The sequence below is a fragment of the Paenibacillus litoralis genome, assembly GCF_046244365.1.
Taxonomy (GTDB): domain Bacteria; phylum Bacillota; class Bacilli; order Paenibacillales; family NBRC-103111; genus Paenibacillus_V.
Window position 1 is genome coordinate 4,607,405 of record NZ_CP176395.1, and the last position, 13,531, is coordinate 4,620,935.

Here is a 13,531-nt window from a genome sequence, read left to right on the forward strand (position 1 = left end):
GAGTTGCATCATCGAACACGCCCGTGCGGGCAACATTTCGCTAAGCTCTCAGGTTCCAACGCTATCGACTCAATAAGGGATTCTACTGCTTTAAAGGTTCATGTATGACTGTAATTTTCCCCTTAATTTCCGGATCGTTTTCGAAAAGCATTTGAAAAGCTTGTGTCGCTTTTTCTCCAGATACATGCCATTCGATTTTTGCACCTGTTCCTTCTGCTGCTTTTACTTGATCCTTGGCTTGATCCAAGATTTCACTAGCTTTATCCAATAAGTACATGTAGTCGCTGTAGTTGCCGTTCATCAAATTGTTTAGAGCCTTCATAAATCTACTATTATCGCTCCAATTTTTGGCCTCGAGCAGTTTTCCTGGCTCTCCTCCTTTTCCGTCCCTATAGCCGTCAAAAGATACGCCGTTCACATAATAAGTCTCACTGGCCGGTTTACCGGTAATCTGCTTCTGATATAAAGCATCTTTATCCTCCATATTATGACCAGCTGTTAAGTCCGGGGCCCATTGACCTGGTTCCTTCTTCTTAGGGGAACTCGAACCTGTTGCCTTCCCTGTCGGTGCTGGCGCCGGGGTTGCCGCTACTCCATGATTTGGAGGCAGCTTCGGCGGTTTCATAGCATTACCGCTCTTGGCATTTGATCTTCGAGCCGCGGTATCGTTCTTAGGTACCGCAGGTACAAATACGCCGTTCTCCCATTTGCCCTGAATTTTCTCAACACTAGGATCGTCCTTTAACGGCGGAGGTGGAATTACTGCAGGCTGAGAAGGTTTTGGCGGTGCACTTGAAGGCGGCGGACTTGGCGGCGCCAATGATGCAGTACCCGCTGGAGCAGGAGTCGGCGTCTTGTTGTCTTCCGGTTTTGTATAGGGCACTGGATTAGCTTCTGTGTAAAAATGAACGGCTACCGGTACTCCGATAGCGACAACTGCGAGAAGTGTATAAGGGCTACTGGCAACACGTACCACTGCAGGCACCGCCACTGGCATACCAATAGCTATAAAGCCAGAAGCTAAAATCCGATAACCTGTCTGAAGAACCTCTTGCTCAGTGGGGTATCTCCCGTCAAGGTCGAAATAGCGGATTGGGTTGCCTCTGACGTACATATAGACGCACGGACCGTCAGCTAATCCTGCTGGATCACAACTCGTCCATCTAGCCAACCATAGCGCATAATACCTCGCTCCATGATAGCTAAACCCAGTCTCCTCATCCCGTTCCTTACCCGTATATCGATAGCGTTTCAAACTTACCTCGGCAGCGCTGCATCCGGCACAGTAAGCGGTGCTGCCGAACGGCGTATATTCCTCATATGTGATCACCGCAGCGTTCTCGTCAAGTTCCAGACTGACCGAACCGAGGTGATTTCCAAGTTGATAGCGAACGATAGGCTGGGGGCTGGCAATCGGAATCTGTTCTTTAATCGTTTGTGTCTCGATCAAAGCCAAACGCTGCTTGTCGTCCATCACATGTAACGACTCACGCTCTAGCTTGACCGTGCCGCCGCTGTATTCACGATACAACTCAAACCCGCCGATATAAATGCGCTGCTTGCTGAGTGCGCCTGTTTGCGTTTCGGTCACCTTGCGGACGCGCTGGCCTGCCGCATCATAGACGTAGTAAGTTATCGCCGATACTTTGCCGGGTGGCAGGCTATCGTTCTTGACCATCTTCGTTGTTGCGATCAATTGGTCTTTGAAGTCCCAACTCATCTGAGGCAAGTGCGGCATCGACGTCATATTACCATGCAGATCGTAGGTATATTTGGCACTGTATCCACCGGGCGTTGCCGCATAACCAAGCAGGTCAGGGTCATCGGGTAGGCTTGTGGCAAGCAAACGGTTGCTGTCCAAAGCATATTGGTAACGCCGGTTCCAGATCGACTGACCCGGTTGCGCCAGATTACGTCCAGTGTGATGGATCATTTGCATAATGTTGCCGACCTCGTCGTAACGATAAGTCTCTACGTAGTTCTGTAATGCATGACAGTCGTTGGTTATCGTTGGGACATAATGGGAACTATCATCCCAGTCATATTGCTGGCCCTTGCCTTTATGTTCTCTTCCGCCGGCTGCGATGAGGCGATACAAGGCATCGTAGCGATACTCCGCACCCGGCAGCACGCATTGGTTGTTGTGAATCACTCGATCATTGGCGTTGTCCAGGATTTGAGTGATGTTCCCCACAGGATCGTAAGTGTAGTTCAGGTCTTGCAGAAGGGCGTCATCATTGTCGCGTGTGGTTATCAATCGTTTCAGCCGGAAGCTCTTCTGTTCGTACTTGTAAATCGTTTTGGATCCATTCCCATATTGCAAAAGCACACGCTGCCCTTTGGCATTATACTTGATGTTCTTCACAGGATGCTGGCTTGCCGTGTTACCGGCAAGCAACGTAATAGGCTCAACGGCTTGGTTTAGCCACACATCCAAGCGCTCAAGCAGCCCGGCTTCGTTGTATACCGGCTGGGTAATGTTGATGCGCTTCGGGTTGGCCGTCATGTAGTGCGGCGCGACGAGTTGGATCGGCCGATTTAGTGCGTCGTAGCGGGTTCTGGCGACGATCCGCTCCGCTTCCAGCGCTGGAGCCGGATGTTGCGACCAATCGGGGGTTGCCTTGTAGTCGACCGTCAGTTCGCGTATCGTTTGCAAAGGATTTCCCTTAAAGTCGTAGGCCTCAACCTCAACGATACCAGCCGTATCGAAATGCTTTAACAGCTTGCCCCTTAAGTTGCGATTCTTATCGTCAACTTGTCCTTCGCCATATATCAGCTTCTCGAATTGAATCTCGCGGCTAGGATTGACCGGATCAGTGCCGGTGACATAAGAGCCGATAGGCCGGTGCAAATCATCATAGATCGTCCTCGTTCTGAACGATCGGTTGTTCCAGGCAAACATCGGCTTACCTGACGCGTCAAATAACATCCAGCGGTCGCCGGCGTCCATGCTATGCTGGTAGAGCAGGTTACCTGCAATGTCATAACATGGAGAAAAACCTTCCGTATCCATATTGATGGGGTCGTTGAACAGATGTACGCCGCCCGGCAGCAGCGGTAAGATGTATTGCATCACACGGTTGCCGCGCGCATCTTGCACCCATAGCGGTTTGCCTTCAGCATCTAGCTTGGTGAAGGTGACGTATTTCTCGTCGGTTGACCCCACGCGGTTGTGAGCGATCGTAACGACCTCGCGACCTAGGCTGTCGAAAATCGTCACTGAGGGCGTATTCTCATGTTCTGCAGCCAATAAGGCCGCACGCTGGTCTTCTTTCGAGACTTCCAGCTTACTGTTGCGATTGTACCAGGCGTTATTCATTTTTACCGTGTCGTTCGCATCATAATGTACGGCATGCCATGGAGAAAAATCCGCGCGGCTGTAGGATCCGTTCGGTAAATCCGTGCGTATCAACCGCCCGACCGCGTCATAATACATCACCGGTGTCACCCCGGCTTCGGACGGTTCCTCATAACGATGCCCGACCATCGGCTGGCTAAAGTACGGCTCATATTGTTTAACCGGATTGCCCTTATTGTTGTGAATTGTCTTTCCGCTTGCTACCCACCGCAAAGGACCGCCGGGTGTTTCCGGGTCCGCTTCGGCCTGAACTTTCTTCACTATCACATTGCCCGTGCCGTCCGAATATTCAAACCCGCATTGCACCGTGCTATCCGGCTCGTCGACAAAATGCCGCTCACGTACAATACCGCAAGCGCAGGCAGGATGCTGCCCCCAGACGGTCTTGCCATCTTTGAAGATCTCGCCGAAGTAATACACATGACGAGCACTTGCGCCGCGCAACAAATTTTTGGCATCGGCAACGTCATAGTCATGGTTGACGAAGAAGTTCTGCCGTGTTTCTAGATCAGGATTCAGCAGCGCGTTATCGAAACCGATTAGACTGTCGGCTTCACCGCCTTTGCCCAATACCGCTGTGGCAGCGGGCATCCCCAATATATCAAAGCGCACTTCCGAAAGATTATCGTTCAAATCTTTCATACGGCGAGGGGCTAGCACGCGAAAATCGAACTCAACCACCTCAGTCCGGTTACCCTTCGCATCGGTACTGGATTGGATGTAGAGATCGCGTGAATCATAGCTTAATGTTGTCGTGTTTCCGAATGGGTCGGTATAGCGTTCGGGCAAATAAAAGTGATCACGGGCATCTACGTTAAAACCTGCCACACCCGAGCACATCCAGTACTTCCCGGCTATACTCAAGTAGCCTCCTTTTTTCTTGTCCGTAATCGCCGTTTGAACGTCTAGATGGATTTTGTCTCCGAAGACCAATCCAAGAATTTCATCGGTAAGCGCCAGTTTATAACTCTCATACGGCAGACCAAGTGCGCTCATTTGCCCCAGAGCCAGCGGCTGATCCAAGTTTGCATCGAAAAATCGCGTTTGCGAATGTTCAACGATTCGCTTTTGAGGCAAGTCACCGCTTGGGAGAACTTGATAGGCGATCTCCTCAACCAATTTTGGTTTTTTGACGCTAGGGTATCTGTCACTTAATTTGTATTCCCGCAGCTCTTCCAGAGTGCAGCAGCGACAGGCTTCATTAAATCTCGGCTTGTCGGTCAATTCATATCTCAATAACTCGCAAGGCAGCCGCAAGCGATAGACGTCCGGCTCCATTACGTCCTTGGTATAGTGTGTCTCGGTATAGGACAGATGCATTTCCGAATGCACATGATGGATCAACTTCCTTGCATCGTCTTGCACATGCAGGTACACATCCGACTCATCGCCTATTAACGCGGCATCGCCATGATTCCTCAGGCGAGGGTAGACCACTGCAACGGATTGCTGATTGTTGCCATATTCGTCCATGCTCAAATTAAGGGTGTGCACGATACGCGGATCGGGCTTTAGCTCCTTAGCGCGCAAATCGAGTTCATAATGGTAGGTAATCGCTTCGCTCTCGGTGACGTGAAATACCGCATGCGGATTGTCCGCTTTCGGTTGAACAAGGTGTATATGGCAATTGTGAAAAGCAGCCGAGAACAGTTTGACTTTCGCTATCGCTTCCACATCAAGTTCATACACTTCTTGCCGCAGCATCATGCCTTTGCAGGCTCGCAGCGCTTCGCGCCACTCTTCGCCCGAAAGATTCAGAGCATCGAGATCGGGCTCGGGTAAGGGATTCTCTTGAAAATCGCCTTGAACTTGAAAGTACTCTGCTTGAAATTGGCCCATGATGCGCTCGCGGTCGAGAAACGCTCCGGTGTGATACCAGGTGACGGTTTTAACTGGGGGCTGATAGAGGGTATTGACATCGGTGATGTAGGGGCTGTTATTGTTCTCTTTGGCAAATGTGCCATAATCCTCGACGTCGATCTGTTCAACGCGACCAAAGCCTCGAAACTCACGCTCCGACCCATCGAAGTAGCCATGATGGTAACTATAGGTCGTTGAAAAATTCGTTTGGCGCCAAATGTCCTTCACCGTCACCTTCTCCACGCAATGTACCGGAAAAGGCAGCTTGGTGATCCATGGTTTGCCATCTTTTTTGTCCTGCAGGTAAAACTTGGTCGAAGGCGCATAATGAATGGTCGTCTCTGCACCCAGGTTATTGATCGTTTTCTCCAAGAGGTGCGGCTTCTTCCCGCCCATCAGGTCAAGGTAACGAAGCGGGCGGCGAGCGTCGCTAGGCAACGGCGATGACCAGACTAAACAGGCCGTACCGTTACCCAGAAGATCCATCACCTGCACCGAGCCTACATGATCGGGTAAGGGGAAGTTCTGGATTGCGGTCGGAGCGCTCCAGCTATTACCGGATTGGTTAAAATACACGCGCACGCCATCACGATGAAGATAGAGAATGTCGGTCGTACCCGTGCCGTCGATATCGGCCAGCCGAATACGGCGAGGATCGAATTGATCGGCATGGTCGAACAATAGCGGCTCAAATTGATCGGGTTGATCTACCCTAGGCGCGTGATCCATCGTGACTTTAGCGCCAAAGCGGCCGTATCCGAGATTAGGCCAATAACACACTTCGCAGTTGCGAACACGTACGATGTCGCTCAACCCATCGCCCGACATATCCGAGAGATAGATCGACTGTTCCCCATCGGCAAATACGATGTGAGGTCCTTCTTCTTCGTCCCATGATTTGCTCACGCGCTTCGCCGCATCAAAGCCGGCTTCTCCAAGAGACGGATACCAAACAAACGCATCGTGTTCACTGATCAAGATATCGGCGTGACCGTCCCCGTCGAGGTCGATGAATTTGAGATTGGGGTCATTCCAATCCACATTGGGCAGAGAAGCAAATGGTACAAACGTGTCCCACTTCTCGTCCATAGTCCGTTCAAAGAACCCCGGCATTGGGCCTGCAAATCGCACCACATCCGGACGACCGTCGCCTGCCAAATCGAGGAACTGCGTTTGTCTGGCCAACGCCATCGAAGGTTTGGTAGAGACAAGTTCCGGCGGTCCGAACTTCGCCTCAATCTGCTCGCCCACCGCGTTGGTAGGACTAAGGTTGCGTTTGTAGTACCATGCGTTTTCTTGTTCGGCCAGAATACCCGATAGCCCTTCACCGTCAAGGTCAATCCAATGATATTTAGCGCCGTCAATGCCTATGGGAATATTATCGAGACTTTCGCCCTGTAACTCTCGCAGTTCATCTTGAATAGCAGCGTCGCGGTATTGGAACTCATGCGGAGGGAGCATGGCTGTGAGGTATTCTCCGTCTGCTGTAAGTTGATAACTTCGCTGCGCCACTTCGATCATTTTTGAAAAGATGGGGGTGCGAACGTTTTCGGTGTCATCCTCGTATTCGTAGGAGAATTCGGTCGAACGAACAAGGCCATCGTATCCTTTGTGACCGTCAGGACCAGGATCATCCGGAATGTGATGGAACATGAGAACGCGCTGGCACAAACGATAGGTACGCACTTCAAACGTTGATCGGTATGAGGAGAAGGGATCATAACGAAGGTTCCATAAGCCGACTTCTTCAGGTGCAGGTTTGGTCTCATGGTGTTCGCCATAGTCGAATACCGTTTCAAAGTACCAATTGTCCGGGGGCTCCGGCCATGGCCGATCTTCCACAAGTTTGGGAAAATAGGGCTTATGGTTGCCATAGAAGATGCGCTTGAGATACCTGTTGGAAAATCGCCGCTTGTCCGTTTCATCCCCGCGATTCAGCTCATGAGCTTTCGTGAAATCAACTTTGTCCGCGTTCTCGGCTTTATATTGATACTTGATGACGTTGCCCTTGTCGTCGTGGCTCTGGCAGATGAGCCAACTGAAAATGCGTTCGGAATGCTCGGGGGCTGTAATTCTCGACTCTTCGTTTCTGCCGTACCAGGTTGTAACATTGTCTCTCGAGATGGAACGCCAAAAGACATCGTCCGGCTTGGACGTATTTGTCCACCTTTCAATGCGGGCGAACAAGCCCTCGACGCGCGGGCGATACCGGCAAATCCGATAGTTTTCACCATTTACCGTCCGTGGATCTACTTTCTCGCGAATCCATTTTTCATCCGCATCCATAATAAGTGCAGGCACCAAATCTTCGGAACCGGACAGCATGAACACGTCCGAATCCTCGTCATCCAAATATTGCGGCAGCCCCTTATCCGTCTTACGCGTGATTGAAGGCAGAGAGAGACTCCAGCCCAAACCAAAAGGCCCGTTCCCGGCACCGGAGTCATACGATAGGGAAAGCTGCGGGCCAAAACCGCCGCGGCCAGGACTGGTCACAATGGGTACGCTCATAGATCCGGTACCTGTGACCGGGTTGGCGGAGAACTTCTCTCCTATGCCGCGGATCGCCCCGCCACCTTTGGGCAGCGAGATGGAGGGCGCCTTTAATACATGCTCATCTTTGCTTGGACTTGTTGTCATTTCCGGTAAGACCATAGTCATCCCCCTGTTAATACCCAAAAATGATTTCTTTTTGTCTTATTGACAATGTCCGTCAGCATCCCTAATCTCTATTATTGCTTAGGGTGGTTTATTTTACCAATGTGCTCTAATACCTATTTATTTGATAATTCTTTCGTTTCATTTCGCTAAAAAACGCGATCATTCTACACAAACATGATAATCTTTTATATCCATAAAATAAAAAAACCGCGCTCGGCGCGGGTTTTTATTGATATATGTTCTTGTCCTCTGTCAAAAATCGACTTTACGTCTCGTAGCAACAGCCCTAATGGCAAAAAGAACATCAATTTACTCAAATCTATGCCAGTTACCCTCAATGCAAGTATGACGATAATCAGTGCCGCCAGTAACAGACCTAAGTCAATCATAAAACCAAAAGCTCGCCGTCTGTAAGATGCCCAAGTTAATACTAACTCTCCTTCTGGCTGCATGACTTCTCCTCTCTGTAATCCAAAAAAATCAATGGATGCACCCTCTGATATCCCCTACAGTTGCTTGATAATATTACGGCTGTCTGTCCATTAACGAAACTAAACTAATTATTTCTTTCAAAACTGTTTATTACTGCATCCCACGCTAGCTCCGATGCAAGTAATCCAATATGACCGGCACTAAGATCTGGGTTATCGACTTTATTGGTTTAAGCCATAAATAAAACGTCACCATCGTCAATTGTGTGAAATGGATATATTGCTCTTGCCATTGAAGTATGTATTTGCTTGGACAATTGGCGCAAAGATGCAGCAGGTAACTTCTGATTGGTTACGACTACTGTCAACGTTGTATTTCCAAGCTTCTTAACAGAGTCATCCATATGATGTTCTAGGTTCAAATATCGTGTATTTATATGGATATCATGATAACCTCTTATAATTGAACCATCTCTACCTATAATGGCTCCCATCGAATTGACAACTGTGTATACTACAATTTTCGTTGGACCGATTTGCCGAAAAGCTGCGCCTTGGCCTCCTGCTTCCCAATGGTTATCCCCTTTTCCAACCTTTGCGGAACGTCCTGCACCAATTGTTCCCATCGGAAACTTGTTTATTTGCGCACTTAGAAAGGCAGCGCTTCCGAGCTGCTTATCCGGGTAGATCGCGTTATCCCTTCCGACGAAGTCATAGATGGTTGCTGCCGCCACTCTAGGCATAGAGTTTGTTGAGTAACCGCTCTGGGCCAATAATTCAGAAGTAACTCCAGTCACAGCTTCTAATCTGCCAGCCATTATATATCGCTTGGAGGTCTGCTCAATCGAGTGTCCGGTTTGTAATATTTTGTTACCCAATGGTTTAATGACTTTTCTTTGAAACCAAGACTCTTATACAATTTTATCGCAGGATTGCCTTTTACAACCCCGAGCGTCACGTTTTTTCCACTTCTTCGCATAATTTCATTTACTAGAAATGAAATAAAAGCTCTGCCGTATCCTCGTGATTGAATATCTGGGCGAACGGAAACATGGCTTAGCTCACTGCCGTCAATAATGCCAACTGCCACTATTTCACCGTCGATAAGCATCACGAATCTATTGTTTCTATCTTCGGCGAATCTCATCCGTTCCGTTTCGTTAGGAGGATAATAGTAAGACGGAAGAATCCCCATGCGTTCATGCATTTGGTAAAAGGCTATTTCGCAAATGTTATGGCATATTACATAATCATCATCTTCGTATTTCCTGACAGAAATATTACTTTCAGGAAGAGGTACACCTTCACGCTCCATGATAAAGGATGAATAACTTATGTAATAACCATGCTTATATAAAAATTGGAGAGAACAACGATCGCCATCTATACAGACTCCTATCGAACGTTCTACTGCCGCGTTTTTGGAAAGTATGTCATCCGCCTTTGCCATAAGTGCGGCACCAATGCCCATTCTTCTGTATTCTTTATTAACAAATATCGTCGTCAACGCTCTTCTCTTAAAACCATCAAATGAGAGAAAAGCTACCGTTAAGTCGTTGTAACGAGCAACAAATATTCCGTCAGAGAGCATTTTGTCACTCTGTTGAAACACGTTAAACGGTTCATTTCCACACCACATGGCTGTGATTGAGGCTTTATCCCTTTCGGGTTTATAGGGTTCAATTATCAGATGTTCCACCGGCATTCTCCTTTCAAATTAGGCATTTAATACTGTAACATTTTACCACAATAATCAAACATGCGTTCAACGTGGTGTTGCGTTATTCTGCCCGTTCGTAATATGAGGTCAGCCAGTCCTTTCTAGTTGATCCTTTTTTCATATGCTCTGAGGATAAAGTTGGCCGAGTCGAACGTTCCTGCCCGTGTGACTTGATACCGAGCGCTATAATGTTCACCCCTACTTGTCATGACCATGATTGAGGCTGGTTGGGACGTGTGATCCCGTATAACAAGCGATGCTATGGAGCGACAAGAAGAACCCCTAGGGGCTGGAGCTTTTGTGCGTTTTGCCGGCAAGCATTTTTTCCTACACAAAAAAAAGCCTGATTTCTCAAGCTTTTTGTGTCTTTGGACACGACATCAGTCGTCGTTTGTCGGTTGACAAGAACTTAACGACATTAAAGATCACCCGAAAAAACTTGACTGCCCTCGCCTCAGGCCCATCAGCCCCTCACGCCAGCGACTTAAGCTTGTCCGGATTACGCAAAACATACAGGCCGCGGATGAGTCCGCCTTCGACGCGGAACAGGGCTGCCGTATGAACAACTCCGTCCTCGGAGCGCAGAATCATGCCGGGTTCCCCGTTGATGCGCTCCATATGGATAACCACTTCTCCCTCGAACGTAGCGGCCTTGCGAATGATGCCCATAAGAAATTTCGCAACGCGCTCTGCGGTATGAATCGGATTAACCGCCGCCTGCACCTTGCCTCCGCCATCGGGCAGCAGCACAACGTTGGGATCGAGCATCGACAGAAGGCGATTCATGTTCCCCTGTTTGAGGGCGGTCACGAAACCGTCTACCCATTCCTCGCCGGCCGATTGGGCCGGGAGCGGCGCCTCGGCGTCCAGCCCCAGTTTCGCGCTTGCGCGGCTGAACAGCTTCCGGCAATTGACCTCGCTTTTATCCATTAGCCTGGCGATTTCCCCATACTCGAACCCGAGAGCCTCCCGCAGCACAAAAACCGCCCGCTCCGACGCCGACACCCGCTCCAGCAGCACCAGCATGGCATAGGACAACAGATCGTCGCGCGCGACCGAATCCGCCGGGTCGTTATCCGCCGCAACATGGGGCTCGGGCAACCACTCTCCAAAGTATTCCTCCCGCTTCTTGCGAGCCGACTTGTACAGATCCCGGCAGCGGTTCGTGACCATTTTGCAAAGGTAGGGTCCGGGCTCGTTCAATTTCTCCGGCGGCAATTGATAGGCTTTCAAAAATACGTCCTGCACAACGTCCTCGGCGTCGGAGACCGACCCGGTCAGCTGGTAGGCGAGGTTGAACAGCAGTCCTTTGTACTGCTTGTACAACTCCTGCATCTTGTCACTTCCTTGTCCGGCTGCTTTCTTCTTGTACTTACCTTATAACTTGATCGGCAATTAATCAACCCAAGCCTAAACGGTATACGACGTCCTTTGGAATTGCGCAATATCGTTTAATAGTCGCATTCGGATAAAGTTAATGCAGTCCGGGCGCTTACTTTTTGTTTGTTCAAGCGAAAATCTTCGCCGTCCCGTGTCACAGAACGTTCGGCTCGGTCGTTATAAGTATGTCGGACCAAACAACAGGCTTCATTTAAACCTAATCGCCCAGCGGATACGGGCTAAAATCCAGGAGGAAACTCATGAAAATTGTAGTGATCGGCGGCAGCGGACTTATCGGCAAAGGACTCGTACAGAACCTGAACAATCTCGGTCATGAAGCGGTGGCGGCTTCCCCGTCTCTGGGCGTCAACTCGGTAACGGGCGAAGGGCTGGCCGCGGCGCTGGCCGGCGCGCAAGTCGTCGTCGACGTCACCAACTCGCCTTCGTTCGAAGAGCAAGCGGTGCTGACGTTCTTCGAAACGTCGACCAAGAATCTGCTGGCCGAGTCGGCGAACGCGGGCGTGCAGCACTATATCGCCCTGTCGATCGTCGGCACGGACCGTCCGCCCGGAAACGCTTATTTCAACGCCAAGGTCGCCCAAGAGAAGTTGATCCAAGCGTCCTCGATTCCTTACACGATCGTCAGAGCGACGCAGTTCTTCGAATTTGCCGGCACCATCGCCTATACGGCGACGGAAGGTCAAATCGTCCGTTTACCGTCCTCCGCTATGCAGCCGATCGCGGCCGCGGATGTGAGCGCAGCTTTGGCCGACTACGCGCTGGCGGAACCCGTGAACGGCATAGTCGACCTGGCCGGACCCGAAAAGATCGGGATGGATGAGTTCGTCCGCCAATCCTTGAAGGTGGCTGGGGATAATCGCGAGGTCGTCACGGACAACGAGGCAGACTACTTCGGAGGGCAAGTGGATGATAGCGCGCTCGTTCCTGCGGAAGACAGCAACGTGCGTCTTGCGCCGACCCGTTTGGCGGATTGGCTCGCGCGCTCCTGATTGCAAGCAATATCTGGGAGACATATGGTGTACTGTGGCTATCGTTGCGAGTGTGTATTCCGCGGATGAAGTATAGGCTCCATATCGCTTGAACTGTAGGGTAACATTCCAGGTTAGATACTAAGGGCCTCAAATTCTCTGCGTAATGCAGGGGGATGAGGCCCTTCGTGACGTTGGGCTTTAGAAGGTTCGTGCGACAGATCAGGTATTTTCCCTGCCCGTTACTTCAAAAAAATGAAGGAGGAACCGCGGCTTGGCAAACCCTATGCAATCGTACCCAGTTCAATCAGTATCAGCTTGTGATTCACAGCACAAATTTCTCAAGTGCAACAGCAACACCATCATTATCATTTGAATCGGTTACGTGGGCTGCACAATTCTTTAGTTCCAATATCGCGTTTCCCATTGCAATCGGAAATCCACACATATGGAACAGTCCTAGATCGTTAAAGTCATCCCCCAATACCATTACATTTTCAGATGTTACCCCGATTTCGTTTAACACCCATTGCACGGCATCTTCCTTTGATGCTGATTTATGCATGATTTGAACCAATACTCCTCCATCGGTTGCGATTACGTTCACATGCTCACCGAAATGTTCGATAATATCCCTCCACGTGTTATAACCTAGTACCAATATTTTGGTCGGGGAAAGTGAACTAATATAATCTTTATCAACAACCTGGGGTTTCGGGTCATTCGAGCGGATACCTAATGGAGCGCATTGGGAGTCGGGAACTGGTCTACACGTATACCATGAATCATTAACCTCGTATGAGATTATCGATTGAGGTATTCGTAACTCGATAAATTTGATAATCTGTTGGCTAATCTCCATAGGGATACTAATGTGCCGCTCATTTTGCTTAGATTTGTATGTAACTAAAGCACCGTTATAATAAACCATGTAGTCTACAAAAGGGAACTTCTTCAAAAAATGACTAGCCGCTCTAGGCGGCCTCGCCGTGGCAATAATAATATGAATTCCAGAATCAAAGCATCTTTTAACAGCCTGATAATTCCTAGGGGATATCGATTTATCACTGCCGAGCAAGGTTCCGTCCAAGTCCAGTACAATTGCCTGAATAGTAGACATCTGTATCCTCCC

General features: G+C 49.5%; 7 protein-coding genes. 1 reads left to right on the top strand and 6 read right to left on the bottom strand.

Features of this window, described 5'->3' with window-relative positions:
• Positions 1 to 82: 82 nt before the first annotated feature.
• The 5 genes from ACKGJP_RS19175 to sigJ all read right to left on the bottom strand — a co-directional run bounded on the left by ACKGJP_RS19175 (position 83) and on the right by sigJ (position 11,365).
• A complete protein-coding gene (locus tag ACKGJP_RS19175) occupies positions 83 to 7,873 on the bottom strand; it encodes a SpvB/TcaC N-terminal domain-containing protein (RefSeq protein ID WP_409340425.1) in 7,791 nt (2,596 codons plus the stop codon).
• A gap of 191 nt (positions 7,874 to 8,064) precedes the next feature.
• Complete coding sequence (locus ACKGJP_RS19180) at positions 8,065 to 8,331, bottom strand: hypothetical protein (RefSeq protein ID WP_409340426.1); 267 nt, start codon at positions 8,329 to 8,331, stop codon at positions 8,065 to 8,067.
• Between the two features lie 209 nt (positions 8,332 to 8,540).
• Entirely contained in the window at positions 8,541 to 9,128 is a 588-nt protein-coding gene (locus ACKGJP_RS19185; RefSeq protein WP_409340427.1) for a P1 family peptidase, read from the bottom strand.
• Positions 9,128 to 10,009 (bottom strand): GNAT family N-acetyltransferase, encoded by an 882-nt coding sequence (locus ACKGJP_RS19190; protein WP_409340428.1) that lies wholly within the window; start codon positions 10,007 to 10,009, stop codon positions 9,128 to 9,130. Before ACKGJP_RS19190 ends, ACKGJP_RS19185 begins: the two co-directional genes overlap by 1 nt.
• Before the next feature lie 492 nt (positions 10,010 to 10,501).
• A complete protein-coding gene (gene sigJ / locus ACKGJP_RS19195; RefSeq protein ID WP_409340429.1) occupies positions 10,502 to 11,365 on the bottom strand; it encodes an RNA polymerase sigma factor SigJ in 864 nt (287 codons plus the stop codon).
• 305 nt (positions 11,366 to 11,670) lie between these two features.
• On the opposite strand from sigJ, the gene ACKGJP_RS19200 reads away from it, so the two are divergent.
• Positions 11,671 to 12,420 carry an SDR family oxidoreductase gene (locus ACKGJP_RS19200; RefSeq protein ID WP_409340430.1) on the top strand — a complete coding sequence of 250 codons (750 nt, stop codon included), beginning with the start codon at positions 11,671 to 11,673 and terminating at the stop codon, positions 12,418 to 12,420.
• A gap of 304 nt (positions 12,421 to 12,724) precedes the next feature.
• Here ACKGJP_RS19200 and ACKGJP_RS19205 read toward each other — a convergent pair whose 3' ends face one another.
• Positions 12,725 to 13,519: a Cof-type HAD-IIB family hydrolase gene (locus ACKGJP_RS19205; protein ID WP_409340431.1), complete on the bottom strand. Its 795-nt coding sequence runs from the start codon at positions 13,517 to 13,519 to the stop codon at positions 12,725 to 12,727.
• Positions 13,520 to 13,531: the final 12 nt, after the last annotated feature.

What these genes read in the sequence shown, in the direction of transcription:
- ACKGJP_RS19175 (WP_409340425.1), bottom strand. Translation starts at nt 7,873, where the DNA reads ATGGTCTTACCGGAAATGACAACAAGTCCAAGCAAAGATGAGCATGTA.
- ACKGJP_RS19180 (WP_409340426.1), bottom strand. Translation starts at nt 8,331, where the DNA reads ATGCAGCCAGAAGGAGAGTTAGTATTAACTTGGGCATCTTACAGACGG.
- ACKGJP_RS19185 (WP_409340427.1), bottom strand. Translation starts at nt 9,128, where the DNA reads ATGGCTGGCAGATTAGAAGCTGTGACTGGAGTTACTTCTGAATTATTG.
- sigJ (WP_409340429.1), bottom strand. Translation starts at nt 11,365, where the DNA reads ATGCAGGAGTTGTACAAGCAGTACAAAGGACTGCTGTTCAACCTCGCC.
- ACKGJP_RS19200 (WP_409340430.1), top strand. Translation starts at nt 11,671, where the DNA reads ATGAAAATTGTAGTGATCGGCGGCAGCGGACTTATCGGCAAAGGACTC.
- ACKGJP_RS19205 (WP_409340431.1), bottom strand. Translation starts at nt 13,519, where the DNA reads ATGTCTACTATTCAGGCAATTGTACTGGACTTGGACGGAACCTTGCTC.